Genomic DNA, 24,603 nt, shown 5'->3' with positions numbered 1-24,603 from the left:
TGTGCCGCCGCGCCTGCGGGCGGACGGGGGCGCGGATGGACCTGATGCGGTGGTTCGCGGGGGTCGCCGGGCTGGCCGTCCTGGTCCTCGTCGCGAGCAGCATCCTGGGCAGTCTGGTGGTGCCCCGCGGGTTGGGGTCCGCGTTGGTGCGGGTGCTGTGGCGGTCGATGCGATGGGTGCTGCGCCGTGCGTCGGCCCCCTTCCACAGCTACGAGGTGCGCGACCGGTTCCTCGCCTGGCTCGCGCCGGCGGTGCTGATCGCGATGCTGTGGTCCTGGCTGGCCGGGCTGCTGGTCGCGTACGGGCTGCTCATGCACGCGGTGTCCGGGATCTCGTGGCCGGACTCGTTCCGGGAGGCCGGATCCAGTCTGTTCACCCTCGGCTTCGCCTCCGGCAAACGGTCCACGCTCAACCCGCTGGACTTCATCGCCGCGGCGAGCGGACCGGTGGTCATCGCGCTGCAGATCGCCTACCTGCCGACGTTGTACGGCGCGTTCAACCGCCGGGAGCAGGAGGTCACCCTGCTCCAGGCCCGCGCCTCGCAGCCCGCCTGGGGACCCGAGCTGCTGGCCCGGCAGGCCCTCGTCGGCACCGTCGACGAGCTGCGCGGCCTGTACGAGGACTGGGAGCGGCTGGCCGCCGACATCGGCGAGACGCACAGCAACTACCCGGTGCTGCTGTCCTTCCGCTCGCCGCGCCCGTACCGCGGCTGGGTGGTCGCCCTGATCGCGGTGATGGACGCCGCCGCCATGCACATCTCCCTCGCCCCGTCCGCGGCGGTCGTCCCCTCCGCGCGGCTGATGCTGCGGTCGGGGTTCACCGCGCTGCGCGAGATCGCCCGGGTGGTCCGCATCCCGTTCGACTCCGACCCCGACCCCGACGGTCCGCTCCAGCTGACGTTCGAGGAGTACGCCGAGGCCGTGGCGCACATACAGAAGGCCGGCTTCGTCACGGAACGCTCGGCGGAGGAGTCCTGGCCGCACTTTCGCGGTTGGCGGGTCAACTACGAGAGCATCGGCTACGCGTTGGCCCGCAACCTCGACGCCGTGCCGGCCCTGTGGAGCGGCGGGCGGGACTTCCCGCATGAACCGGTAGCCCCCCAGAGGCCCCTCGATCGGCGGCCGCAGCCGTCCCGGGACCATCCCTCCTGACTCGTGCGCCCGGTGGGCGTGCCGGGCCGGCGACTTGATAGGCAAGTGGCTGCTTGCATATACTCGGCACGGTGAAAGACGGTGACGTGTTCAGAGCGATCGCCGACCCGACCCGCCGCAAGATCCTCGACGAGCTGACCGAACGCGACGACCAGACGCTGTTCGAGATCTGCTCCCGGCTGACCATGCGGCACCAGATCACCTCCTCCCGGCAGGCGATCTCGCAGCACCTCGAGCTGCTGGAGGCCGCCGGGCTGGTGGTGTCACGCCGCGACGGGCGTTACAAGTTCCATTCCATCAATCCCGCCCCGCTCGAACAGATCGTCGAGCGGTGGCTCAACCGCCGGACGAAGGAGTCCTCGTGAGGATCAACCTGACCAGCGTGCTCGTCGACGACCAGCGGAAGGCGCTGCGGTTCTACACCGAGGTGCTGGGCTTCGTGAAGAAGACCGAGATCCCGATGGGCGCGGTCAGCTGGCTCACCGTCGTCTCGCCCGACCAGCCGGACGGCACCGAGCTGGTGCTCGAGCCGGACGCCCACCCGGCGGCGAAGCCGTTCAAGGCGGCGCTGGTCGCCGACGGCATCCCGTACACCTCGTTCGCCGTGGAGGACGTGCACAAGGAGTATGACCGGCTGCGGGAGAAGGGCGTCGTCTTCACCCAGGAGCCGACCGCCATGGGTCCGGTGACCACCGCCGTGTTCGACGACACCTGCGGCAACCTGATCCAGATCGCCTCCCAGCAGTAGGCGTCGGGCTGCGGGCCGGAGGTGGCTATCCGGCCCGCACCGCAAGCTGGTCGAGCTGCGGCAACCCGACGCCGAGTTCCCGCAGCCGGGCGCTCGCCACCTCGACGGCATGCAGCTGGCCGACCGTGTCGGCGACGAACAGCCACCGGCTGTCCGGCGACCAGACCATTCCCTGCGGGAAGAACCCGGCATCCACCGCCAGCTCCACCGGGACGTCCCCGCCGGAGCGCAGGTCGAGCAGATGGACCCGGGGCAATGCGCCCGGCGAGGTCACCCAGATGGCGGCCCTTGTCCCGTCCGGCGAGATCAGCCCACGGCTGACCTCGTTCTCCGGCAGCCGCAGCGGCACCGCGCGTCGGGCCCCGGTGCGCTGCTCGATCAGGACCGCGGCGCAGCGCAGGCGCTCGTCGCACTCCCGGGCCAGCCAGTGTTTCGGGCCGACGGCGAGCACCTCGCCGGTGGTGATCCGGCGGACCCCGTCGGGGCGCAGCGAGTAGACCCCGCCGGTCGCGCCGACCAGCGGGTATCCGGCACCGTCCGGCTCGGCGAAGCCCTGCATGTTCCGAGGGAGCACGAGCGTCTGCCCGGTGCGCCGGCCGTCGAAGCGGACCAGGAGCATCCGCCCGGCCTCCTCCTCACTCACCCACACCGAGGTCGGATCCGGACCGGGCAGCGCCGCGCCACTGCGGCTGAACTCGTCGGTCGCTTCGGCCGCGGGTCCCCCGTCCGGCACCACGTAGCCGGGCACCGCGTCCAACGGCCGGACGACCACCCGGTCGGGGCCGACCAGGAAGTTGACCGGGCCGGTGCTGCGCAGCATCGGCACGGGGGTGGTGGTCACCCGGCCGCTGGCGAACTCGACGCGGACCACCGATTCCGGCCCCCGGCCGTACAGCTGCCAGCCGGCGTCGATCCCGAGCAGGGGGTGGCCGAGCTCGGTGACCGCTGGGGCGGCCGGCCTGGGGGTGGCCCCGCTCGGCGATGCGGCGGCACTGGTCACGGACGGCGACGGGGTCGCCGGTGGCCGGTCCGCCCGGCTGTCGGCGCCGGTGCGCGCATAGACGGCCAGCCCGACGCCGGCGACGAGCACCAGCGGCAGCCACTTCCGCCAGGGGCGCCGGGGGCGGTCGTCGCGGACCGGACCGCCGATCTCGATGATGTCGCCCGGGTGGTCGTCGGCCGTCACCCTGCCATCATCTCCCGCGGTGCCGCCTGGCGCTGCCCCCCGGTCCGCGGTTGGCCGCCCGTCCACGGCGTGTGAGGATGCGGCGCATGCGAGCGGTGATCTTCGACGAGTTCGGTGTCCGACCCGAGGTCCGCGACGTCCCGGATCCGGTGCCGCCGCCCGGTGGCGCGGTGATCCGGGTCGAGGCGACCGGGCTGTGCCGCAGCGACTGGCACGGGTGGCAGGGGCATGACCCCGACATCCGCCTGCCGCACGTCCCGGGCCACGAGTACGCCGGGGTCGTCACGGCGGTCGGCGCCGGCGTACCCGGCTGGCGACCCGGCGACCGGGTCACCGTGCCCTTCGTCTGCGCGTGCGGGCGGTGCCCGACCTGCCTCGCCGGCGACCAGCAGGTGTGCGAGCGGCAGACGCAGCCCGGCTTCACCCACTGGGGCTCGTTCGCCGAGTACGTGGCGGTGCGGAACGCCGACGTCAACCTGATCCGGCTCCCCGACGAGCTGGGCTACCCGGCCGCGGCGGCGCTCGGCTGCCGGTTCGCCACGGCGTTCCGGGCGGTGGTCGGCCAGGGGCGGGTCGCCGCGGGCGAGTGGGTGGCGGTGCACGGCTGCGGCGGCGTGGGACTGTCCGCGGTGATGATCGCGGCGGCGTGCGGTGCGCAGGTGGTGGCCGTCGACATCGCCCCCGGCGCGCTGGAACTCGCCCGACGCTGCGGTGCCACCGTCTGTCTGGACGGACGTGCCCTCGCCGGCCCCGGCGCGGTGGCCGCGGCCGTTCGCGACGCGACCGGCGGTGGGACCCACCTGTCGCTCGACGCCCTGGGCAGCCACGCCACCTGCGCCGCCTCCATCGAGAGCCTGCGGCGGCGCGGACGGCACGTGCAGGTCGGTCTCCTGCCCGCCGCCCAGGGCCGTCCCGCTCTGCCGATGGACCTCGTGATCGCGTACGAGCTGGAGCTACGCGGCAGCCACGGCATGGCCGCCCACGCCTACCCGGAGCTGCTCCGGCTGGTCACCGCGGGCGTGCTGCGCCCCGCCGAGCTGGTCACCCACACCATCGGCCTCGCCGAGGTGCCCGACGCGTTGGCCGCCATGGACGGTCCCGCGCCGGGCGGAATGTGCCTCATCCGACCGGCGTGAGTGGGCGGGCCGCAGGCGGTGGCACACCGGTGGGTGCGCGGAGGATCCGCTCAACCGGCTCGGGTGCCCGCCGCCGCGGCAGGCCCGGCGTTCGCCGGGTCCGCGACCGGCCGGCCGGCCGGCGAATGGCCCACCTCGGCGGCGGGCGCTGCCTCCGGCGCCCGTGGCGGCCACCGGGTCAGGCCGACGCCGAGCAGGACGACGACCATGCCGACGGTCATCCGGATGGTGACCGGCTCGTCGAGCAGGAGCGCGCCCAACGTCACCGAGACGACCGGCAGGAGATAGCCGACGCTGGCGGCGTTGGTGGCGCCCTCGTGGGTGATGATCTTGTAGGTGAGGTGGAAGGTGACCGCCGTGCAGCCGAGGGCGAGGACGACGAGGGCGCCGACCGACGCCACGGTCACCCGCGGCGCGTCGAGGCCACCGACGGGCAGGAACAGGGCGCTCCAGCCGGTCGCGACGAGCAGTTGGGCGCTGGACAGCACGATCGTCGGTACGCCTCGGCCGACCAGGGTCCGCCCCAGGTAGGCGAAGGCGGCGGCGTAGCTGACGGCCGCGCCGAGGATGGCCAGGGCGTTCCAGCTGACCAGACCCCCGTGGCGCCACGGAGCGAAGATGGTCACGACTCCGGCGAAGCCGAGCAGGAGGCCGCCGAGGCGGATCGGACGCAGGTCGCGCTCCGCGCCGATCGCGAGGCCCAGCAGCAGCGACCAGAGCGGCGTGGTGGCGTTCAGCACCCCGGCGGTTCCCGAGTCGACGGTCCGCTGGCCGAGGCTGAACAGCGCGAACGGCAGGGCGTTGCAGAGGAAGGCCGCCACGGCCAGGTGCCGCCAGATCGACGGGTCCGTGGGCAGGCGGTGGCCGGCCAGCCGGCACGCCAGCAGGAGTGCCGCGGCGCCCAGGGCGCACCGGACGAAGGTCACCTGGGCGGGTGTGAACCCGTCCAGGGCCACGGTGATCCACAGGAAGGTGGAGCCCCACAACAGGGCCAGTACGCCCATCCGGAGCAGGTTCCGTGCGCCGCCGCTGATCATGGCTCTCCCGTCGAGGGGTGTCGTCGCGTCGTGCCGGCTCCACGGTGCCCCGACCGGATCAGCAGGACAAGTGAACGTTTCTACCTGACCGTTAAGCTCTGCTACATGCTTGACGTGCGTCGCCTCCAGGTCCTCCGCGCGGTCGTGACCAGCGGCTCGGTCACCGCGGCCGCGACCCATCTCGGTTACACCCCGTCGGCGGTCAGCCAGCAGATCGCCGCGCTGGAGCGGCAGACCGGCGTCCGGCTGCTGGAGCGGATCGGCCGGGGCGTACGCCCCACCGCGGCCGGCCGGCTGCTCACCGAGCACGCCGGCATCATCGGCCGGAGCATCGCCGACGCGGAGACCGCGCTGGCGGAGCTCCGGGCCGGCCGCACCGGGCTACTGACGGTGCGCTACTTCGCCACCGCCGGCGCCGCCCTGATCCCGCCCGCGCTGGCGCGGTTCCGCCACCACCATCCGGACGTACGCGTCGAGTTGAAGCTGATCGACCCTGACCCGCTGCCGGAGGTGGCGCAGGGCCGCGCGGATCTGGCCATCCTCGTCCGCACGGGCGCGCCGCTCCGCGACGGCGTCCACCTCGTCCACCTGCTCGACGATCCGTACCTGGCCGTCCTGCCCGGCGATCACCGCCTCGCCGCGAAGGAGGCGGTCGACCTGGCCGATCTCGCCGCGGAGCCCTGGGTCAGCAGCGAGCCGGCCGGGCCGTGCCGGGAGGTGGTGCTGGCCGCCTGCGCGGCGGCGGGTTTCCATCCGCGGACCGCGGTGGAGTGCGACGACTACCCCACCGCGCAAGGTTTCGTCGCCGCCGGGCTCGGCGTCAGCGTGATCCCGCGGACCGCCCTCGACAGCCGCCACCCCGAGGTGGCCGTCCGGGAGATCCGGAACCCGCGGCCGGTCCGGCGGATCCACGCGGCGGTCCGGGAGACCTCGCTGGAGCAGCCGGCGCTGCGCGCCCTGCTCACCGCGCTGCGGGACGCGGCATGCGGGCGCGACTGACCGACCGCGGCGGCAGACCCGGCCGCCGCCACCGGCCCGCGGTTCACGCCGGGTCGCCGCCGCCCGAGGTGGCGTCTGCCTGCTCGGCCGGCGGAGGTTCGTCGTCACCGCCCCGCCGCCGGCGGCGTTCCCGCCTGCGCCCGAGCAGCGCCGCGACGAGCAGCGACCCGGCGGCGGTCGCGCGTCCCCAGCGGCGCAGGGCCACCCGGAGCGCCCGGGCCGGCGGCGGGGGCGGCCCCGGCACCACGACCCGGTCCACGCCCGGGTAGGCCAGCCGGGCGGTCTCGACCGCCTCCTCCTCCGACGTGACGGCCCGGTTGTTGGTGAGGGTCAGCTGTCCGGCCTCGTTCCGGTAGCGCCACCGCCACACCTCACCCTGTGGCCAGAGCTCGATCCGCTCCCCCGGGCGGTGGCGGACGGGGACCTCGGGTTCGTCCTCGCCGGTCGGGCGCCGCGGCGCGGGGCGGGCCCCCCGGCGCAGGTCGGCCCGGGTGAGTTCCCCGAGGGAGGCGGCCTCGCCCCGGTGCAGCGCCCGCGCGATGAGGAACGCGAGCACGCCGGTCACGATCGGCAGGACCAGCACCAGGACGCGGAACAGCGCCAACAGGTCGTAGACCGGCACCCGGAGCAGCCGGGCGAGGATGTCGTCGCCCGCGGCCACCACGAGGACCACGTAGAAGGTCAGTGCGCCCACGCCGATGCCGACCCGGACCGGGTGGTTCCGGGGCCGGTCGAGCAGCTGATGCGGGCGGCGGTCGCGGGTGCACCATCGTTCGATGAACGGCCACAGGTAGAGGGCGACGAAGCTCAGCCCGCCGAGCACGACGCCGGGGAAGAACGGGGCCGGCACCAGGTACCCGCCGATGCGGAACTCCCACGGCGGGAACAGGCGCAGCGCGCCGTCGCCCCAGGCGACATACCAGTCCGGCTGCGCCGGCGAGCTGGACTCGGCCGGCGCGAACGGACCGTACAGCCAGACCGGGTTGATCTGGACCAGCCCGCCGAGGGCGAACAACACCGCCAGCACCCAGGCGAACAGGGCGAGCGTGCGCAGGGTGTAACCCGGCCAGAACCGGGAGCCGACCACGTTGTGCTCGGTCCGTCCCGGGCCCGGGAACTGGCTGTGCTTCTGCCGCACCAGGATGCCCAGATGCAGCGAGACGAGGGCGACGAGGATCGCCGGTACGAGCAGCACGTGGGTGATGAACATCCGCGGGATCATCTCGTCGGAGGGGAACTCGCCGCCGAGGGCCAGCGCGGCCAGCCAGGTCCCCACCAGGGGGATGGACTCCACCACCGAGGTGATGATCCGCAGACCCAGCCCGGACAGGAGGTCGTCGGGCATGGAGTAGCCGGTGAAGCCGTTGGCCAGGGCGAGGGCCAGCATGGTCACGCCGATCAGCCAGTTGAGTTCGCGCGGCTTCCGGAACGCCCCGGTGAAGAAGATCCGGGACAGGTGCAGCACGATCGCCGCGACGAAGGCCAGCGCCGCCCAGTGGTGGGTCTGCCGGATCAGCAGTCCGGCCCGGACGTCCCAGCTCAGCCGCACCGTCGAGGCGTACGCGGCGGAGGTGGTGGCGCCGTCCAGCGGGGCGTAGGAGCCCTGGTAGACCCGGTCGGCGGAGCTGGCGTCGAAGAAGAAGGTGAGATAGACGCCGGTGAGGATCAGCGCGATGAACGAGTAGAGCGCGATCTCCCCGAGCATGAACGACCAGTGGTCGGGGAAGATCTTCGCCAGCGCCCGGCGGGTGATCGGGGAGAGCCGGAGCCGGTCGTCCAGCGCGCGGGCCAGCGGACCCATGATCATGGTCGGCTCCAGAATCCGGCGCCGGGCGGCGCGGTGAAGTCGCCGGTGGCCCGCAGGAAGCCGTCCGGGCCGACCTCGATCGGCAGCCCCGGCAGGGGCCGTGCCGCGGGGCCGGCGATCGGCCGGGCGCCGGCCAGCAGGTCGAACGAGGACTGGTGGCAGGGGCAGAGCACCCGGCCGGCGCCCTTGAGGTAGAGCCGCACCGGGCAGCCGGCGTGGGTGCAGAGCAGCGACCAGACGACCAGGCCGCCCAGGTGCCCGCCAGCGGGCTGGCGGATGAAGCGCTCCGGGTTGAGGCGGACCGCGAACGCGGGCGCGTCCCCGACGTCGATGCTGCCCTCCGGAAAGACCGCGACCATTGTGTCGGCTGGCACGTCGTCCGGCCGCAACGGTCGCCCCTGGTCGTCGACCAGCCGGACACCCGGCCCCCACGGGGTGTCCTTCAGCGACCGCGTCGGGCGTTGCCGGTCCAACGGAAGCAGGGAGCGCAGCGGGAACAGCGCGGCGACGCCGAGGGCGGTCAGCGCGAAGCCGAGCGCCGCGAGCAGCCCCCACCGACGCGTCGGGCTCTCCGGCGCGCGGAACACCGCCGCGGTCATTGCCTGCTCGGCGGGGGGCGGAACGAAGCCCTCGTGCTCCTCGACGTAGCCGCCGACCGGCACCAACCGGCGGGACCAGACCGCGAGCCCCACCGCCAGGCCGGCGAAGGCGACCGCCAGGCACACCCCTTCCCACTGGGTACCGCCGTTCAACCCGTACGTGACCGCGAAGCCGACCGCCCCGGCGGCGCTCACCAGGAACGCGGCGGTGATCCGGCGGCTCGCGGCCCGCTCGCTCTTCGACGGAGTCCGGCCGCTCACTCCCCCGCCCTCCGGCCCAGCCATCGCACGGCGCCCACCAGCAGGGCGAGCACCACCACCCAGCCGACCAGCCCCTCGGCCAGCGGTCCCAGCCGGCCGATCGGGTTGCCGCCCCGGTCCAGTCGCTCGGAGCGCAGCCGCTGCACGTAGCTGGTCAGGTCGTTCACCTGCCGGTCGGTGAGCACCTGGCTGGGGAAGGCCGGCATCAGCCCGGGCCCGACCCGGACCGCCTCGGCGACCTGGGTGGCCGTGGACTCGTACAGCGGCGGAGCGATCCAGCCGTTGGTGAGGACCGCACCGGAGCCGCCCGCCCCGTGGCAGGGCGCGCAGTTGGCGGCGAAGAGTGCGCGGCCCGAGACCACGTCGCCGGGCGCGACCCGGGGAATCTGCGGGCCCCCGCCGCCGAAGCTGGCCACGTGGCCGACCAGCGCGGAGATGTCGTCGGCGGAGAAGACCGGTGCGCGGCGGGTGGCCTGCGGCACCTCCTGCGAGAGCGGCATCCGCCCGGTGGAGAGCTGGAAGTCCACCGAGGCCGGTCCGACGCCGATCAGGGACGGGCCCCGCTGCGATCCCTGTCCCTGCGGCCCGTGGCAGCTCGCGCACTGCTCCAGGTAGAGCTGGGTGCCCCGGTCGGCGGCGGGGGTGGTGGCGGTCGGGCTCGGGGTGGGTGCGGGCGCGAGCGCCACCGGTCCCGCGGCCAGCGCCAGGACGGACCCGACCGCGAGGGCCCGGCGGGGGTGCGGGGTGGGCAGCGTCACCGCTCGTGGTCGCCGCATCGGTCAGTCCAGGGTGTTGAGGTACGCGGCGATGTCCTGCGCGTCGATCGCGCTGACGCCCAGCTTCGGCATGGCGGTGCCCGGTTCGACGGCCTGCGGGTCGGTGATCCACCGTTGCAGGTTGTCGGCGTTGTTGGGCAGCTCACCGGCGATGTACGACCGGGCACCGAAGCGGGTCAGCGGCGGGCCGACCAGCCCACCGGCCTGGTCGATGCCGGGAATGGTGTGGCACGAGCCGCAGCCGTACTGGGCGATGAGCTGCGCACCCCGGTCGGGCCGGCCGACGCGGGACTCGGGCGGCGGTGGGGGCGGCGCCGAGGCGCAGCCGGCCACGGTGACGACCGGCAGCGCCGCCAGCACGGCGCCCAGCATCCAGAGACGACGGCTCATCGCACCATCCCTTCCGTTGCGGCACCGGTCGCCGCCGGCTTCGGGTGCCGGCCCGGCCGGTCGGCAACCAGGTGGTCGGGCCGGTCCCGGTCCAGCCGCAGTAGCCAGGCGAGGAAGACCGCCAACGTCGCCACCAGCACCGCCACGTCCATCGGCGCCCACATCAACAGCCCGGCGAGCTGCTGGTCGGCGACCGGGTCGGGGCCGAGGACGCGCGCGGGATAGACCGGCTCGGGGGCGAAGGTGAGGGCCGCGCCGAGGGCGGACGCGGGCAGCATGGTGCCGACCAGCAGCAGCAGCGACACCGGAGCGGGCGCCCGGTGGCGCGCCGGGCCGAGCACCGGCGCCCACAGCAGCCAGGCCGCCGCCACCAGGCTCACGTGCTCGGCGGCGTGCAGGACCGGGCGGTCCACCGCGGCGACGTACGGGCCCGGCAGGTGCCAGAACCACAGGACGAGGGTCTGCGCCGCGGCGGCCAGCAGGGCGTACCCGGCCGGGCGACGCAGCCGACGCACCGGGCCCGCGGCCCGCCAGCGGGCCAGCAGCCGGCGCAGCGGCCGGGGTGCGGCCACGGTCAGCGGCAGCCCGGCCGCGCCCGCCGCGAGCAGCGGGCCGGCCACCAGCAGGAGCAGCATGTGCTGGGCCATGTGGCCGGCGAAGGAGGACTCCGCCAGCCGGTGCACCGGCCCCTGGTCGGCCGCCAGCACCACCAGCAGCCCACCGCCGAACGCAGCCACCCGCCAGCCCGGCACGACCCGGCCGGGGCCACGGCGCGCCCACAGCTCCTGCACGCCCCGGCCGTAGCCGGCGGCGAGCAGGCAGAGCCCCGCGACGACCAGCATGGTCAGCAGGCCGTCGGTCACCTCGCCGGGGCCGGGCCCGTGGGCCCGGTAGCCGCTCAGCCCTGACATGGCGGGAACACCAGCACGGCGACGCCGCCGAGCGCGATGATCGTCAGGAACAGCAGGTTCGCCCAGACACCCACCACGGCGAGCATCCGGGACCGGTCGAGGGCCCGGTCGTGGGCGCCGGCCGCCCGCGCCTGCCCGGTACGCCTCAGCACCAGGGTGGCGACCAGCAACGATCCCAGGGTGGCCACGCCCGGGACGAACACGGCGACGCTGAGGGCCTGCCAGAGCGGTACGCCGGCGATGCGCTCGGACTTGGCGGCGCAGGCGAGTTCGTCCAGGCTCCAGGCGGCGATCAGATGCACCGCCCAGGCGATCGCGCCGCCGAGCACGCCGTACCAGAGCAGCAGCCCGCCGGTCAGGCGGGCGTGTGGGCCGGGTCGCGCGGTCATCACAGGCGCGGGGAAAGGTAGACGGTGAACAGGATGGCGACCCACACCGTGTCGACGAAGTGCCAGTAGATCGCGGCGTTGCGGACCCGTTCGTGGCGGTGGGACCCGAAGCTGCCGCCGCGCAGGGAGGCGACGAGCAGCCACCCGATCATCATCAACCCGACGCTCACGTGCAGCCCGTGGAACCCGGTGATCACGTAGAACAGCGACCCGTAGACGTTGGTGGTCATGGTGAAGAGCCGGAGGTCGTCCTGGTACTCGATGACCAGTAGGGCCATGAAGGACAGCCCCATCACCAGGGTCGCGGCGAGACCGGCGCGCAGACGCCAGCGCTGGCCCCGCCGGATGCCGTGTTCCGCCCAGACCACCGGCAGGCTGCTGGGCACCAGCACCCCGGTCATCACCAGCGGGATGAGCAGCTTCGGCTTGTCGATGCCGTCGGGCGGCCAGACGGGGCCGTGCTGGAAGCGGAGGTAGAAGTAGCTGCCGAGCAGGCAGGCGAAGAGGGTGGCCTCGGTGGCCACGAACATCACCATGCCCCACCAGCCGGTCGGCCGGCCGACCGGCTCCTCCGTGGTCAGCGCCTCGACACCGGTGGCCGCGGCCACCACCCCGCCCCGGTCCGTCATGACGCTATCCCGATTTCCTCGTCGGGCCGCCGGGGCGGCCAGAGCCACGCCGCGATCGTCGCCGCCACCGCCAGTACGGCGGCCACCGCGACCGGGTACGCGCCCAGCAGCAGGGCGGTGAAGAAGATCAGCAGTACGCCGGCGAGCACGAGCGGCTTGAACGACGGCTCCGGCATCTGCGCCGCGCGCTCGGGGCGCGCGTCCAGCTCGCTGGTGAACAGGGTGCGCTTGCCCTCGCTGAGGATGCGGTCCTTGGTCGCGCCCGTGGTGGTCGACTCCACGGTCCGTTCGTCCCAGGTGGGATGCAGGCTGTGCACGCGGGGAATGACCGGGAAGTTGTACGCCTCGGGTGGCGAGGCGGCCGACCATTCCAGGCTGTCGCCCTCCCACGGGTCCGGCCCGGCCGGCCGGCCCCGCCGGATCGCGTGCACCACGCCGATGAGCACCAGCAGCAGCCCGAGTGCCAGCACGTACGACCCGATGCTGCTGATCAGGTTCCCCACATCCCAGCCCAGGTCGCTGCGGTAGGTGTAGACGCGCCGGGGCATGCCGAACAGGCCGTAGAGGTGCATGGGGAAGAACGTGACGTGCATGCCGGTGAAGACCAGCCAGAACGCCCACCGCCCGAGCCCCTCGTGGTACATCCGACCGGTGATCTTGGGGAGCCAGAAGTAGATGCCGGCGAGTATCGGGAAGAGCGCCCCGCCGAGCAGCACGTAGTGGAAGTGGGCCACCACGAAGTACGAGTCGGTGACCTGTTGGTCGAAGGCGGTCAGCGCGAACATCGCGCCGGTGAAGCCGCCGAGCACGAAGGTCACGATGAACCCGATGACGAACAGCAGCGGGACCCGCAGCACCAGCCGGCCGAGCATCATGGTGGCCAGCCAGGCGAAGATCTGGATCCCGGACGGGATGGTGATGATGGTGCTGGCCGCGCTGAAGAAGCTGTACGACAACTGCGGCAGCCCGGTGGCGAACATGTGGTGCACCCAGACCCCGAACGAGACGATGGAGATCGCGACGATCGCCAGCACGATCAGCGGGTAGCCGACGACGCCACGGCGGGTGAACGCGGGGAGCACGGCGGAGACGATGCCCAGCCCGGGCATCACGATGATGTAGACGTCGGGGTGCCCGAAGATCCAGAACAGGTGCTGCCAGAGCAGCACGTTCCCGCCGCCGCCCGGGTCGAAGAAGTGGGTGTCGAACCGGCGGTCGAGGAAGAGCAGCGCGTTGTCCGTGTTCAGCGCGGGCAGGGCGAAGACCACCATGAAGGCGGTGGCCACGATCGCCCAGACGAACAACGGCACCCGGTTGAGCGACATCCCCGGCGCGCGCAGCTTGAGCGCGGTGACGATGAAGTTGATCGCGCCCGAGGTGGTGGAGATGCCGAGGAAGAGCAGGCCCAGCGCGTAGACGTCCATGTGCAGGCCGGGGTTGTGCTGTTCCTGGTTGAGCGGCGCGTAGGCGAACCAGCCGTTGTTCGGCGCCGCCCCGAACGGCAGGCTCGCCCACATGAACAGCCCGGCGAAGAGGAACGCCCAGTAGCCGAAGGCGTTCAACCTGGGGAACGCCATGTCCCGGGAGCCGATCATCAGCGGGACGAGGAAGTTGCCGAAGCCGAACAGCATCGGCGTGGCGAACAGGAAGATCATCGCCGTGCCGTGCATGGTGAAGAGCTGGTTGTACTCCTGCGGCGACAGCACGCCGGACTCGGGCCGGGCGAGCTGGGTGCGCATCAGCAGGGCGCTGAGCCCGGCGAGGACGAAGAAGAACGCGGCGGTGACCAGGTACCGTCGGCCGATCTTCTTGTGGTCCACAGTGGTGAGCCAGGCGCGCAGCGAGCGGGGTTCGTCCCAGTGCTCGGCCAGCCGGGTCAGGTCGTCGCGGCCGATGCCGGGTGGTGTGCTGGTGGTTGTGGACATGGTGGCCCCTACTCCAGCGACCGAAGGTAGGCGATGAGGTCGGGCAGTCGGGCGGCGTCGACCGGTTGCGGCGGCATGGCGTTGCCGGGCTTGACGGTCTGCGAGTTGGCGATCCAGCCGCCGAGGTGGCCGGCGTCGTTGGGTACGGCGCCGGCGCCGATGCTCCACCGCGATCCCACGTTCGACAGGTCGGGCCCGACCCGCCCCTGCGCGCCGGTGCCCCGGATCGAGTGGCAGGCGGCGCAGGTGCCCTGCACGAAGGTCTGCTGGCCGCGCCGTTCGGCATCCGTCTGGGGCGCCCGGGCCGGGGCGTCGAGCCGGTCCAGGAAGGCGTCGAAGTCGGCGCGGGGTTGCGCCACCACGAGGAACGCCATGTGGGCGTGCTGGGTGCCGCAGTACTCGGCGCACTGGCCGCGGTAGCTGCCGGCCTGCCGCGCCTCCAGCCAGGTCTCGCGGGTCTCGCCGGAGATCAGGTCGGTCTTCGGCATCAGCTGCGGCACCCAGAAGCTGTGCAGCACGTCGTCGGTGCGCAGGCGTACCTTGACCCGCTCCCCCACCGGGATGTGGATCTCGTTGGCGGTGGCGCCGGATCGGCCCGCGTAGCGCACCTCCCACCACCACTGGTGGCCGATGACCTCCACGGTCAGCGCGTCCCGGCCCGGTCCGGCGCCGAGCGCGGCGAGGTCCCGCAGGCCGACGCCGTACACGGCCACGAGGATGATGAACGGCAGTCCGGCGCCGGCGATCGTCACGAAGCGCAGCGGCTGGCCGTGGCGCACCCGGGCGGCGCCCCGCCGGAACACCAGCGCCCACGCGAGCAGCGCCATGACCTCGGCGAACACCGCCACGGAGATCCAGAACAGCAGCCACCAGAGGCCGTTGACCCGGGCCGCTCCGGTCCCCTGCGGATTCAACGCGGACGGTGACCCGCCGGAGCAGCCGGCGAGCAGCAGCAGGCCGGCCAGCAGCAGCATCGGCCCGGGTCGGCGCTGCCGCCGGGCCGGGTGCGGGGCAGTCTCCGCTGTCGTCCTCATCGGCAAGGACCTTAGTCCCGGTTGACCGCCTTCACCCGTTTTATTCCGAACGGGGGGATATAGGGCTACGAGCGCCTTATGGTGGGCTCCAGTCCCCACCTTCGGTCAAGCGCCCCTGGGACGCGGACAGGGAGATCATGCAAGCCTCCACGGTGGACCTCGTCGCGGACACGGCCAGAGCGGCCGCCGCGCGCCGGACGATGGGCTGGGTCGCCGGCGGGCTCGCCGCGGCGGCCACGGCGGCCGGCGCGTGGCTCGCGCCCCCCGACGAACTGCAGGGCGACGCGCAACGGCTGATGTACGTGCACGTCCCCGCCGCCTGGGTGGCGTACGCCGCGTTCGCGGTCGTACTCGTGGCCAGCGGGGCGTACCTGATCGGCGGTGACCTGCGCTGGGACCGGTTCGCCCGGGCGGCGGCCGAGCTCGGCGTGGTGCTCACCGCCGCCGCCATCGCCACCGGATCCGTCTGGGGGCACCTGGTCTGGGGCACCTGGTGGGCCTGGGATCCCCGCCTGGTCAGCACGGCCCTGCTGCTGCTCACCTACGCCGGCTACCTCGCCCTACGGCGGGCGCTGGCCGAGCGGACCGGGGGACGCGACGGCGGCGACCACCGGGTGGCGAAGCCCGCCGCCGTCGCCGGGGTGGCCGGGTTCCTCCTCGTGCCCGTGGTGCACTTCTCGGTCGTCTGGTGGCGCTCGCTGCACCAGCAGGCGACGATGCTGGCCCCGCACCGGCCGCCGATCGACGCCCGGATGGCCACCGCGCTGCTGCTCGCCGTGGCCGCCGCAACCCTCGCCGCGTGCTGCGTGCTGCTGCACCGGGTGGTCCGACTGGAGCGCCGCCTGGCGCCCGAGCCCGCCCCCACCGCCGAACGCACCCGGGTGAGAGTCGGATGATGCGTCGCCGGACGGGCCGGGTGGCCCTCCTCGCCGTGCTGCTCGCCGCCAGCGGTCTGCTGGTCACCAGCGCGCTTCGCGACACCGTCACCTACTACCGGACCCCGGCAGAGCTGCTCGACGACCCGGACCTCGCCCGGCACCGGGTCCGCCTCGGCGGTGACGTGGTGCCCGGATCGCTGCGCCACGACGGCGACCTGGTGACGTTCCGGCTCGCGGCGGCGGGTCGCGAGATCGCCGTCGAGCAACGCGGCGCGCCGCCCGAGACGTTCCGGGAGGGAACCGGGGCGGTCGTCGAGGGCACGCTGTCGTCCGACGGTGTGTTCCGCTCGGACCACGTGGTGGTCCGGCACGGCAACGAGTACCGGCCGTCGTCCCCACCCGTGGCTCCGGTCAATGCTCGGTGACCTCGGCACCGCCAGCCTCGCCATCGGGCTGGCCTGCGCGACCCTGACCGCCCTGCTCTGGCTGCGGGTGGCCCTGTTCGACGCGCCCGTACGCACCGCCCGGCTCGGCAGCACCGCCACCCTGGCCGCCGCCGCCGTGGCCTGCGCCCTGCTGGAGACCGCGCTGCTCCGGCACGACTTCAGCGTACGGTTCGTGGCCGAGAACGGCGGCCGGCACGTCCCGCTCTACTACACGCTGACCAGCCTGTGGTCCGCGCTGGACGGCTCGCTGCTGCTGTGGCTGCTGGTCCTCGGCGGGTACGCGGCGCTGCTGGCCCGGCGCGCGTACCCGCCCCGGCTGCACGGGTACGCGATGGTGGTCGTCAGCGTGGTCATGCTGTTCTTCTTCGCGCTGTCCAGCTTCGCCGCGAACCCGTTCCGCCCGGTGAGCCCGGTGCCGACCGACGGCCCCGGACCGAACCCACTGCTGCAGCAGCACCCGGCCATGGGCGTACACCCGCCGCTGCTCTACGCCGGTTATCTCGGTCTGGTCGTACCCTTCGCGTTCGCGCTCGCGACGCCGCTGGCCGGGCGGGACGGACGCGACTGGGTGCGGATGGCCCGCCCGTGGGCGCTAGTGGCCTGGGCCGCGCTCACCGGCGGCATCGGCCTCGGCGCCTGGTGGTCGTACGCGGTGCTGGGCTGGGGCGGTTACTGGGCCTGGGACCCGGTGGAGAACGCCTCCCTGCTGCCCTGGCTCACCGCCACCGCGTTCCTGCACACCACGCTGGTACGCGGCCGGACCGCCTGGCACAGCGCACTCGCCTGCGCGAGCTTCCTGCTGGTGCTGCTGGGCACCTTCCTCACCCGGTCCGGCGCGGTGGCCAGCGTGCACGCCTTCACCGATTCACCGCTGGGTCCGATGCTGCTCGGCTTCGTGCTGCTGGCGGTGGTTGTGTCGACCGTCCTGACCGGCCGGCGGGCCCCCGAACCGGCCCGCACCGGACGGCCGCGGGCGCTCTCCCGCCCCACCCTCGTGCTGGTCAACGGGGTACTCCTGGTGACCATCGCCGCAGTGGTGCTGATCGGCACGATCCTGCCGCTGCTGTCCGCCCCCTTGGGCGGGACCCGCGCGTCCGTGGGACCCGCCTACTACCAGCGCACCGCGGTGCCGCTGGCGGTGGTGGTGCTGCTGGTGCTGGGCGTGCCGCCCGCCCTACGTGACCGGTCGGCGGCGCTGCGGCGGCTCGCCGTGCCCGCCGGCGTCGGCCTCGGCACGGTGGCTCTGGTCGGACTGCTCAGCCGACCCGGCCCGGCCGCGCTCACCGCGTTCGGCGCGGCGGCGTTCGTCCTCACCGGACTGGCCGGTGACCTGGTCCACCGGCTGCGCCGGTCCGGCCCCCGCCCCGGCCGGCTCGCCGGGCTGGTCGCGCACGCCGGGCTCGCCCTGGTCGCGCTGGGCGTCGCCGGGTCGTCGGCGTACGGGCGGGACGCCGAACGGACACTGCGGGTCGGCGAGACCCTGCGGGTGGGTGACGTCGCGGTCCGCCTGGTCGGCGTGGACCGGACCGGCGGCAGCGGGAGCATGGCGGTGCGGGCCCGGCTGGCGCTCACCGCGTCGGGCCGCGCCGGCCCGGCGATCACCCCGGCGCTGCGCTATCACCCGGCCCGGGACACCGCGGTGACCGTGCCGGCGATCGGCACCGGCCTGCTGCGGGACACGTACGTCACGCTGATCGCGGTCAGCGAGGACAGCGGCAGCGCCACCGTACGACTCGCGGTGAACCCGCTCGTCGGCCTGATCTGGGCCGGCGGGGCGCTGACCGCCACCGGCGGGCTGCTCGCCGCCGCCCGCTCCACACGGCGGCCGGCCGCCCGCGCCGGCCGGGCGGAGCCCGCCCCGGTGGCCGTCGGTTCCGGAGCGGCACGGTGAGGCGCCCGGCGCTGCGCCGCCCCGGATGGCTGCGCGGCGGGCCGGCGGTGGTCCTCGTACTCACCGCTGTCGTCGGCACTCTGGTCGTCCTCGGCCTGCGCGCACCCGCCGCCCCGAACCCGGGCGAGGGGTTGGCGGTGGCGGGCACACCCGCCCCGGCGCTGTCCGGCCCCACCCTGGACGGTGGCCGCTTCGCGCTCTCCGACGTCCGGGGCCAGGTGGTGCTGGTCAACGTCTTCGCCTCCTGGTGCGGGCCCTGCCGGGACGAGCTGCCGCTGCTGGTCGACGCCGAGCGTGAGTGGTCGCCACGCGGCGTGCGGCTGGTCGGGCTGAACATCCGCGACGGTGCCGAGGCGGTCCGGGCGCTGCTCGACGAGACCGGCGCGAAAGGGCTGACCGTGGTGCCGGACCCGGACGGCACCCGGGCTGTCGAGTGGGGTGTGCGGGGCGTACCGGAGACCTTCGTGGTCGACCGCGACGGCCGGCTCGTCGACCGGCGGCAAGGCGTGGTGACCCGGCAGTGGCTGGAGCAGCGGATCGCGCCGCTGCTGGCCGGATGAGGTGGCGACCCGCCCCAGGGCTTCTCTCCCGCAGAGACGCCCTCGTGGCGCTCGTGCTCGTCGCGCTGGCCGCCGCGGCCGGCATCGGGCTGGCCCGGACGACGAGCGACCACGGCCGCCAGAATCCGGTCCGCGCGGTGGCTGCCGGGCTGCGCTGCCCGGCCTGCCAGGGCGAGTCGGTGGCGGACTCCCGGTCACCAATCGCCGTGGCGATGCGACAGGTGGTGGCGGACCAGCTCGCCCAGGGGCGGGACCGCGACGAGATCCGGCGCTGGTTCGTCCAGCGGTACGGCGCGGACGTGCTGACCGACCCGCCGGCCCGCGGGGTCAAGCTGCTGCTGTGGGGCGTACCCGCGCTGGCCCTGCTGACCGGCGGCTACGCGGCAGTGCGGACGCTACGCCCCCGCACCGGCCGGGCCCGTCCGGCCGCGCCGTCGACGCCGGACGCCCGGGGCGCGCGGCGAGCCTGGCGGGTGGCGTCGGTGGGGGTGGTGGCGCTGGTGGCGTCCGTCGCGGTCGCCGCCGACCGGCTCGACCCGCCCGCGCGGCCGGCCCCCGCCGACCCGGTCGCGGTCGCCCTCCAACTCGCCCACGACCTGGAGACGCAGAACCGGTACGACGCCGCGGCGCGGATGTACCAGGAGGCGCTGCGGGAGAGGCCCGACGACGGCGTCCGGCTGCGGCTCGCGTTCGCGCTGCTGCGGGCCGGTGACAGCACTGGCGCCCAACGCACCGCCCGGGAGGTCCTGGCCCGCGAGCCCGACTCCCCCGACGGCCTGCTCGTGCTGGGACTGGCGCAGCGGACCACTCAGGCCGCCGAGGCGGCGACGACCCTGCGGCGTTTCCTGGCCGTCGCGCCGGCCCACCCGGCCGCCGCGGAGATCAAGCGGCTTCTCGCCGCGCCGCCGGCATCTGGCGGACCCTCCCGTGGAGGGTAAAGGTACGGCGGTCAGTCCACCTCGACCCAGTCGAGGGTGCGCTGGACGGCCTTCTTCCACCGGGCGTAGCCGTTCTCCCGCTGCTCCGGTGACCAGGCCGGCTGCCAGCGCCTGCTCTCGTTCCAGTTCGCCCGCAGCTCGTCGGTGTTCTTCCAGAACCGCACGGCGAGGCCGGCCGCGTACGCGGCGCCGAGCGCGGTGGTCTCGGCGACCACCGGCCGGCTGACCGGCACGCCGAGGATGTCGGCCTGCAACTGCATGCACAGGTCGTTGACGGTGACCCCGCCGTCGACCTTGAGGCATTCCAGATGCACCCCGGAGTCCTGTGCCATGGCCTCGGCCACGTCCCGGCTCTGGTAGCAGATGGACTCGAGGGTGGCCCGGGCGATGTGGGCGTCGGTGTTGTAGCGGGACAGGCCGACGATGGCGCCGCGGGCGTCGGAGCGCCAGTACGGTGCGAACAGCCCGGAGAAGGCGGGCACGAAGTACACGCCGCCGCTGTCCGCCACCTGGCTGGCCAGGATCTCACTCTGCGCCGCGCTGCTGATGATCTTGAGTTGGTCGCGCAGCCACTGCACGGCGGAGCCGGTGACCGCGATGGAGCCTTCGAGCGCGTAAACCGGTGCCTCGTCGCCGAACTGGTAGCACACCGTGGTGAGCAGCCCGGCCTTCGACCGCACGATCTCCCGGCCGGTGTTGAGCAGCATGAAGTTGCCGGTGCCGTAGGTGTTCTTCGCCTCGCCCGGGGCGAAGCAGACCTGCCCGACCGTGGCGGCCTGCTGGTCGCCGAGGTCGCCGGTCAGCGGGACCGGGCCGCTGAACGGTCCGTGCGGCCCGGTGCTGCCGTACGAGCGCGGGTCCGACGACGGCCGGATCTCCGGCAGCATGGCGCGGGGAATGTCGAAGAAGGACAGCAGCTCGTCGTCCCAGTCCAGCGTCTCCAGGTTCATCAGCATCGTGCGGCTGGCGTTGGTGGCATCGGTGACGTGCACGCCGCCCTCGACCCCGCCGGTGAGGTTCCACAGCAGCCAGGTGTCGGTGTTGCCGAACACGGCCTCGCCCCGCTCGGCGGCCGCACGGACCCCGTCCACGTTCTCGAGGATCCACTGGATCTTCCCGCCGGAGAAGTACGTCGCCGGCGGCAGCCCCGCCTTGCGCCGGATGACGTCGCCCTTCCCCTCACGTTCCAGCGCCGCGGCGATGCGGTCGGTGCGGGTGTCCTGCCAGACGATGGCGTTGTAGTAGGGCCGGCCGGTGCGGCGGTTCCACACCACCGTGGTCTCGCGCTGGTTGGTGATGCCCAGCGCGGCCAGGTCGGCGGCGGTCAGACCGCGCGCGTTCATGGCGGTCCGGATCACCGTCTGGGCCCGCTCCCAGATCTCCAGCGGATTGTGCTCGACCCAGCCGGCCTGGGGCAGGATCTGCTGGTGTTCGAGCTGGTGGCGGCCGACCTCGTTGCCACCGTGGTCGAAGATCATGAAACGGGTGCTGGTGGTGCCCTGATCTACCGCACCGACGAAGTCAGCCATGCCGGGTCTCTCCTTGTCGTGCTCGTCGGGAGGTCGCGGGCCGTCGGCGTCGCAGGTCAATGGCGACATTGACATCCACTCCCGCCTGGCGGGAGATTCCCGTTTCCAGCGTCGGTTGTCTGTGACGCTGGGTGGGTGGTCGACAGGACGCCTTTCGGCTCCTGTCCCGGACTGCCCGCCCGGTGAGTGGGGACGGCGCCTCGGCGGCGTCCCTGATGTTGATCGCCGCGTTCACGTCAGCGTTGGCCTGGTGTCCGCAGGACCCGCACCGGAACATCGCTTGGCTTTCGCGGTTGTTCCGGTCGGTGTTCCCGCAGCGGCTGCACCGCTGGGAGGTGAACGCGGCTGGCACCCGCACGATGCGGGTGCCGGTGGTACGTGCCTGGTTGGCCAGGGGCACGTGGAACAGCCCCCAGCCTTTGTCGAGGATTGCCCGGTTCAGTCCGGCCTTCGCGGCCACGTTGAGGCCAGGCTCGGTGGCGGTGCCCTTCGCGGTGGCGGTCATGGCCCTGATGTTGAGGCGTTCCAGCTTGACGGTCGCGTGCTGGGTGCAGAGCCGGTTCGCCGCCCACATCACGAAGTCGCGGCGCCGGTTGCGGATCTTCGCCTCGGTCCGGGCGATCTCCGCACGGACCTTACGCGCACGGTTCGAGGTTGTCGCGCCGCGCTTGCGGCGGATGGTCTCCTGCCGGCCGGCCTTCGACTTCAGCCTGGCCAGCTGGCGCTCCTGATCGGGTGAGGTGAAGGCGCGGTTCCACATACGCCCGTCAGACATCGCCAAAGCGACCTTCACTCCACGGTCAACACCCACAACAGTGGCGGGCCGGGCGTGCGCCTCGGGCGCCTTGACGTCGGCGTGGACGCCGAACCCGACGTGCCAGGCCACACCGTCGAAGGACGCTACCGCGTTGCGGACCGTGCCGCCCAAGGGGCGGGACCAGCGGAACTTGACATCGCCAATCTTCGGGAGGCTGACGGCGCCCCAGCGGCGGTTGAGGTGGCGGACGTGGATCGCCTGACCGGGGAACGGAATCGACAGCCGGGCAGACCGGCGTCTATGCGTCGGCGCCCCGGCGGAGTGCTGCGGGTTCCACCAGTTGCGGTACGCCTGATCCAGTTGGCGCAACACCTGCTGACCAGACTGCGCCGGCAGGTCCGCCACCCAGTCGAAGTCCTTACGCGCCTCCGTCAAGAAGGCGCACTGGGCGGTGACCCCGAGGGTGACCTTGCGCTGCTGCCAGGCGAACTGGCGCTGTTCCAAGGCGCTGTTGTACAGCCAGCGGCACGTGTGCCCCCACGCAGTCAGGCGCTGCGCCTGCTCATCGGTGGGGTATAGCCGGTATCGCCGGCCAGTGTCCGCTTTCACACCGCCAATCCTACAGTTGGTTTCATGGCCATCGATCACCCGGTTCGCACCGGCAGACACTGTCTCTTCCTGCTCCACGCCCATTTGGTTTTCGTTACGAAGTATCAGGCGCCCGTCTTCACCGACGAACACCTGCGCTACCTCGAACAGGTGATGCGGGACGTGTGCGAACAGTTCGAGTGCGAGCTGGTCGAGTTCGACGGCGACGACAACCACGTCCACCTGCTGGTCAACTTCCCACCCAAGGTGACACTGTCCAAACTGGTCAACTCCCTCAAGGGCGTGTCCTCACGTTACCTGCGCCGCGACTTCCCTGAGATCCGCCGCTACTACTGGCGCGGCGTCCGGCTGTGGGCCGGCTCCTACTTCGCCGGCTCCGTCGCCGGCGCGCCGCTGTCAGTGCTGCGCCAGTACATCGAACAGCAGAACCGCCCCGACCAGCCGAGATGACGCCAAGAGCCCTCGCGGCCTTCGACCACCCGGAATCGGAAAGCCGACTCACCACCGCCCTTAAGGACGGCGCACCGCGGCTTGTCTTGGTAATCACTTCGGCGGAAGGTCACCGCCTGTACTTTCCGTCCTGTTGGGTCCACATGAGCCACGGCCGGCGCGCCGGATTTGCGGCGGGCGGCGCGCCGAACTCGGGGTGGGCGGCCTCGCATGGCTGCTACCGCAACGGGTACCGCCCGCCCATGGGACGCTACGACGACGAGGTCGTCGGCCTGGCGGCGCCGCTGGCCGACCCCGGAGACCTGGACGCACTGCTGGACCGGGTGGGCGACGCCCGCGTGGTGATGCTGGGCGAGGCGAGCCACGGCACGCACGACTTCTACACCTGGCGCGCGTGGATCACCCGCCGGCTGATCGAGGAGAAGGATTTCTCGTTCGTCGCCGTCGAGGGCGACTGGCCGGACTGCGACCGGGTGGACCGCAGCGTCCGCTGCGGGCCCGACGCACCGGCGGACCCCCGGGACGCGCTGGCCACCTTCGAGCGCTGGCCGACGTGGATGTGGGCCAACGAGGAGATCGTCGACTTCACCCGCTGGCTGCGCACCCGCAACGAGCGGGTGGACGAGCCCGACCGCGCCGGATTCCACGGCCTGGACGTGTACTCGTTGTGGGAGTCGCTGCGCGAGATCCTCGTCTACCTGCGCGAGCACGACCCGGAGCAGGTACCGGCGGCGCTGGCGGCGTACGGCTGCTTCCAGCCGTACGAGGAGGACGCGCAGCAGTACGCGCTGGCCACCCGCCTGGTGCCGACGAACTGCGAGAACGAGGTCGTCGACCTGCTCGTCGGGCTGCGCGAGCGGGCCGCCGCCGACGGCGCGGGCCGCTTCGGTGCCTGGCAGAACGCGGAGGTCGTGGCCGGGGCGGAGCGCTACTACCGGACCATGGCGCGCGGTGGCCGCGAGTCGTGGAACGTCCGCGACCGGCACATGGACGACAGCCTCGACCGCCTCCTGCGGCACTACGGGCCGGCGGCGAAGGGGGTCGTCTGGGCGCACAACACCCATGTCGGGGACGCCCGCGCGACCGACATGACCGACGCGGGCGAGGTCAACATCGGCCAGCTCGCCCGCGGACGGTACGGGGCCGACCAGGTCGTGCTGGTCGGTTTCGGCACCCACCACGGCACCGTGGTCGCGGGCGACGCCTGGGGTGCGCCGATGGAGGTGATGCCGGTGCCGCCGGGCCGCCGGCACTCGCTGGAGGAGGTCCTGCACGGCGCCGCGCCGGCGCAGGCCCTGTTCGTGTTCCCCGGCGACGAGCCGCTGGATCTGCTCACTGACGAACTCGACCACCGGGCGATCGGCGTCGTCTACCACCCGGAACGGGAGAGCTTCGGTAACTACGTCCCCACCGTGCTCGGCGACCGGTACGACGCGTTCTGCTGGATCGACGAGTCCCAGGCGGTCCGGCCGCTGCGCCTGCGGCCCACCGCCCTCGCCGAGCCCGAGACGTACCCCTCGGGCGTCTGATCCCGCGCGGCCGACCGTTTGACCCCAGGGGCTGCGGG

The 24,603-nt window shown here is 73.2% G+C and carries 25 protein-coding genes; 12 read left to right on the top strand and 13 right to left on the bottom strand.

The genetic code is table 11. The features are described 5' to 3' along the window. The first annotated feature begins 35 nt into the window (after positions 1-35). The 3 genes from ACGF4F_RS19840 to ACGF4F_RS19830 all read left to right on the top strand — a co-directional run bounded on the left by ACGF4F_RS19840 (position 36) and on the right by ACGF4F_RS19830 (position 1,899). Complete coding sequence (locus ACGF4F_RS19840; RefSeq protein ID WP_357439046.1) at positions 36-1,151, top strand: hypothetical protein; 1,116 nt, start codon at positions 36-38, stop codon at positions 1,149-1,151. A 71-nt stretch (positions 1,152-1,222) separates the two neighbouring features. Beyond that, on the top strand, positions 1,223-1,516 hold the full coding sequence (locus ACGF4F_RS19835; protein WP_073835181.1) for a helix-turn-helix transcriptional regulator: 294 nt from the start codon (positions 1,223-1,225) through the stop codon (positions 1,514-1,516). Further along, positions 1,513-1,899: a VOC family protein gene (locus ACGF4F_RS19830; protein WP_357439048.1), complete on the top strand. Its 387-nt coding sequence runs from the start codon at positions 1,513-1,515 to the stop codon at positions 1,897-1,899. The genes ACGF4F_RS19835 and ACGF4F_RS19830 overlap by 4 nt, the downstream gene beginning before the upstream one ends. Before the next feature lie 25 nt (positions 1,900-1,924). Here the strand turns inward: ACGF4F_RS19830 and ACGF4F_RS19825 are convergent, their stop codons facing one another. Continuing rightward, positions 1,925-3,085: a hypothetical protein gene (locus tag ACGF4F_RS19825; protein ID WP_357439050.1), complete on the bottom strand. Its 1,161-nt coding sequence runs from the start codon at positions 3,083-3,085 to the stop codon at positions 1,925-1,927. 86 nt (positions 3,086-3,171) lie between these two features. Between ACGF4F_RS19825 and ACGF4F_RS19820 the strand changes: the two genes are divergently transcribed. Further along, positions 3,172-4,221 (top strand): zinc-dependent alcohol dehydrogenase family protein, encoded by a 1,050-nt coding sequence (locus ACGF4F_RS19820; protein WP_393079044.1) that lies wholly within the window; start codon positions 3,172-3,174, stop codon positions 4,219-4,221. A gap of 50 nt (positions 4,222-4,271) precedes the next feature. Here the strand turns inward: ACGF4F_RS19820 and ACGF4F_RS19815 are convergent, their stop codons facing one another. Continuing rightward, complete coding sequence (locus ACGF4F_RS19815) at positions 4,272-5,258, bottom strand: DMT family transporter (RefSeq protein ID WP_357439055.1); 987 nt, start codon at positions 5,256-5,258, stop codon at positions 4,272-4,274. Between the two features lie 105 nt (positions 5,259-5,363). Between ACGF4F_RS19815 and ACGF4F_RS19810 the strand changes: the two genes are divergently transcribed. After that, positions 5,364-6,257: a LysR family transcriptional regulator gene (locus ACGF4F_RS19810; protein ID WP_393079041.1), complete on the top strand. Its 894-nt coding sequence runs from the start codon at positions 5,364-5,366 to the stop codon at positions 6,255-6,257. Between the two features lie 43 nt (positions 6,258-6,300). Here the strand turns inward: ACGF4F_RS19810 and ACGF4F_RS19805 are convergent, their stop codons facing one another. Genes ACGF4F_RS19805 through coxB form a run of 9 tightly spaced genes read right to left on the bottom strand, consistent with a single transcriptional unit; the run spans position 6,301 to position 14,978 of the window. Further along, on the bottom strand, positions 6,301-8,064 hold the full coding sequence (locus tag ACGF4F_RS19805; protein ID WP_357439060.1) for a cytochrome bc complex cytochrome b subunit: 1,764 nt from the start codon (positions 8,062-8,064) through the stop codon (positions 6,301-6,303). After that, complete coding sequence (locus ACGF4F_RS19800) at positions 8,061-8,924, bottom strand: Rieske 2Fe-2S domain-containing protein (RefSeq protein ID WP_357439063.1); 864 nt, start codon at positions 8,922-8,924, stop codon at positions 8,061-8,063. The genes ACGF4F_RS19805 and ACGF4F_RS19800 overlap by 4 nt, the downstream gene beginning before the upstream one ends. After that, positions 8,921-9,700, bottom strand: coding sequence for a c-type cytochrome (locus ACGF4F_RS19795; RefSeq protein ID WP_357439065.1), 780 nt, complete (start codon positions 9,698-9,700; stop codon positions 8,921-8,923). Before ACGF4F_RS19795 ends, ACGF4F_RS19800 begins: the two co-directional genes overlap by 4 nt. Before the next feature lie 3 nt (positions 9,701-9,703). Further along, positions 9,704-10,090, bottom strand: a complete 387-nt coding sequence (locus tag ACGF4F_RS19790) for a c-type cytochrome (protein ID WP_393079037.1) — start codon at positions 10,088-10,090, stop codon at positions 9,704-9,706. Further along, the gene (locus ACGF4F_RS19785; RefSeq protein WP_357439071.1) at positions 10,087-11,001 is read right to left on the bottom strand and encodes a cytochrome c oxidase assembly protein; all 915 of its coding nucleotides are present in this window, start codon (positions 10,999-11,001) and stop codon (positions 10,087-10,089) included. Before ACGF4F_RS19785 ends, ACGF4F_RS19790 begins: the two co-directional genes overlap by 4 nt. Further along, the gene (locus tag ACGF4F_RS19780; protein ID WP_357439074.1) at positions 10,989-11,390 is read right to left on the bottom strand and encodes a hypothetical protein; all 402 of its coding nucleotides are present in this window, start codon (positions 11,388-11,390) and stop codon (positions 10,989-10,991) included. The genes ACGF4F_RS19785 and ACGF4F_RS19780 overlap by 13 nt, the downstream gene beginning before the upstream one ends. Beyond that, entirely contained in the window at positions 11,390-12,019 is a 630-nt protein-coding gene (locus tag ACGF4F_RS19775; RefSeq protein WP_357439077.1) for a heme-copper oxidase subunit III, read from the bottom strand. The genes ACGF4F_RS19780 and ACGF4F_RS19775 overlap by 1 nt, the downstream gene beginning before the upstream one ends. Beyond that, the gene (gene ctaD / locus ACGF4F_RS19770; RefSeq protein WP_357439080.1) at positions 12,016-13,944 is read right to left on the bottom strand and encodes a cytochrome c oxidase subunit I; all 1,929 of its coding nucleotides are present in this window, start codon (positions 13,942-13,944) and stop codon (positions 12,016-12,018) included. The genes ACGF4F_RS19775 and ctaD overlap by 4 nt, the downstream gene beginning before the upstream one ends. An 8-nt stretch (positions 13,945-13,952) precedes the next feature. Further along, a complete protein-coding gene (gene coxB / locus ACGF4F_RS19765; RefSeq protein ID WP_357439082.1) occupies positions 13,953-14,978 on the bottom strand; it encodes a cytochrome c oxidase subunit II in 1,026 nt (341 codons plus the stop codon). Positions 14,979-15,115: 137 nt separating this feature from the next. On the opposite strand from coxB, the gene ccsA reads away from it, so the two are divergent. The 5 genes from ccsA to ACGF4F_RS19740 are packed head-to-tail and all read left to right on the top strand — an operon-like array spanning position 15,116 to position 19,691. Next, the gene (ccsA, locus tag ACGF4F_RS19760) at positions 15,116-15,874 is read left to right on the top strand and encodes a cytochrome c biogenesis protein CcsA (RefSeq protein WP_357439084.1); all 759 of its coding nucleotides are present in this window, start codon (positions 15,116-15,118) and stop codon (positions 15,872-15,874) included. Then, the gene (locus ACGF4F_RS19755; protein ID WP_357439087.1) at positions 15,874-16,281 is read left to right on the top strand and encodes a cytochrome c maturation protein CcmE; all 408 of its coding nucleotides are present in this window, start codon (positions 15,874-15,876) and stop codon (positions 16,279-16,281) included. The genes ccsA and ACGF4F_RS19755 overlap by 1 nt, the downstream gene beginning before the upstream one ends. Then, positions 16,271-18,193, top strand: coding sequence for a heme lyase CcmF/NrfE family subunit (locus ACGF4F_RS19750; RefSeq protein ID WP_393079031.1), 1,923 nt, complete (start codon positions 16,271-16,273; stop codon positions 18,191-18,193). The genes ACGF4F_RS19755 and ACGF4F_RS19750 overlap by 11 nt, the downstream gene beginning before the upstream one ends. Continuing rightward, positions 18,190-18,753, top strand: coding sequence for a redoxin domain-containing protein (locus tag ACGF4F_RS19745; protein ID WP_357439093.1), 564 nt, complete (start codon positions 18,190-18,192; stop codon positions 18,751-18,753). Before ACGF4F_RS19750 ends, ACGF4F_RS19745 begins: the two co-directional genes overlap by 4 nt. Positions 18,754-18,797: 44 nt before the next feature. Continuing rightward, the gene (locus ACGF4F_RS19740) at positions 18,798-19,691 is read left to right on the top strand and encodes a cytochrome c-type biogenesis protein CcmH (RefSeq protein WP_357439096.1); all 894 of its coding nucleotides are present in this window, start codon (positions 18,798-18,800) and stop codon (positions 19,689-19,691) included. An 11-nt stretch (positions 19,692-19,702) separates the two neighbouring features. On the opposite strand, the gene glpK is transcribed toward ACGF4F_RS19740, so the two are convergent. Both glpK and ACGF4F_RS19730 read right to left on the bottom strand, forming a co-directional pair. Then, positions 19,703-21,220 (bottom strand): glycerol kinase GlpK, encoded by a 1,518-nt coding sequence (glpK, locus tag ACGF4F_RS19735; RefSeq protein ID WP_357439098.1) that lies wholly within the window; start codon positions 21,218-21,220, stop codon positions 19,703-19,705. Then, positions 21,213-22,586 carry a transposase gene (locus ACGF4F_RS19730; RefSeq protein ID WP_357439101.1) on the bottom strand — a complete coding sequence of 458 codons (1,374 nt, stop codon included), beginning with the start codon at positions 22,584-22,586 and terminating at the stop codon, positions 21,213-21,215. The genes glpK and ACGF4F_RS19730 overlap by 8 nt, the downstream gene beginning before the upstream one ends. A gap of 24 nt (positions 22,587-22,610) precedes the next feature. Between ACGF4F_RS19730 and tnpA the strand changes: the two genes are divergently transcribed. Then, positions 22,611-23,036, top strand: a complete 426-nt coding sequence (tnpA, locus tag ACGF4F_RS19725; RefSeq protein WP_357439103.1) for an IS200/IS605 family transposase — start codon at positions 22,611-22,613, stop codon at positions 23,034-23,036. A gap of 242 nt (positions 23,037-23,278) precedes the next feature. Further along, positions 23,279-24,565, top strand: coding sequence for an erythromycin esterase family protein (locus ACGF4F_RS19720; protein ID WP_357439106.1), 1,287 nt, complete (start codon positions 23,279-23,281; stop codon positions 24,563-24,565). The last annotated feature ends 38 nt before the right edge of the window (positions 24,566-24,603 follow it).

Source organism: Micromonospora sp. NPDC047740 (genome assembly GCF_043204735.1).
Lineage (GTDB): Bacteria > Actinomycetota > Actinomycetes > Mycobacteriales > Micromonosporaceae > Micromonospora.
Note: the sequence above shows the minus strand (reverse complement) of the source record. Positions and strands in the feature narration are given on the sequence as shown.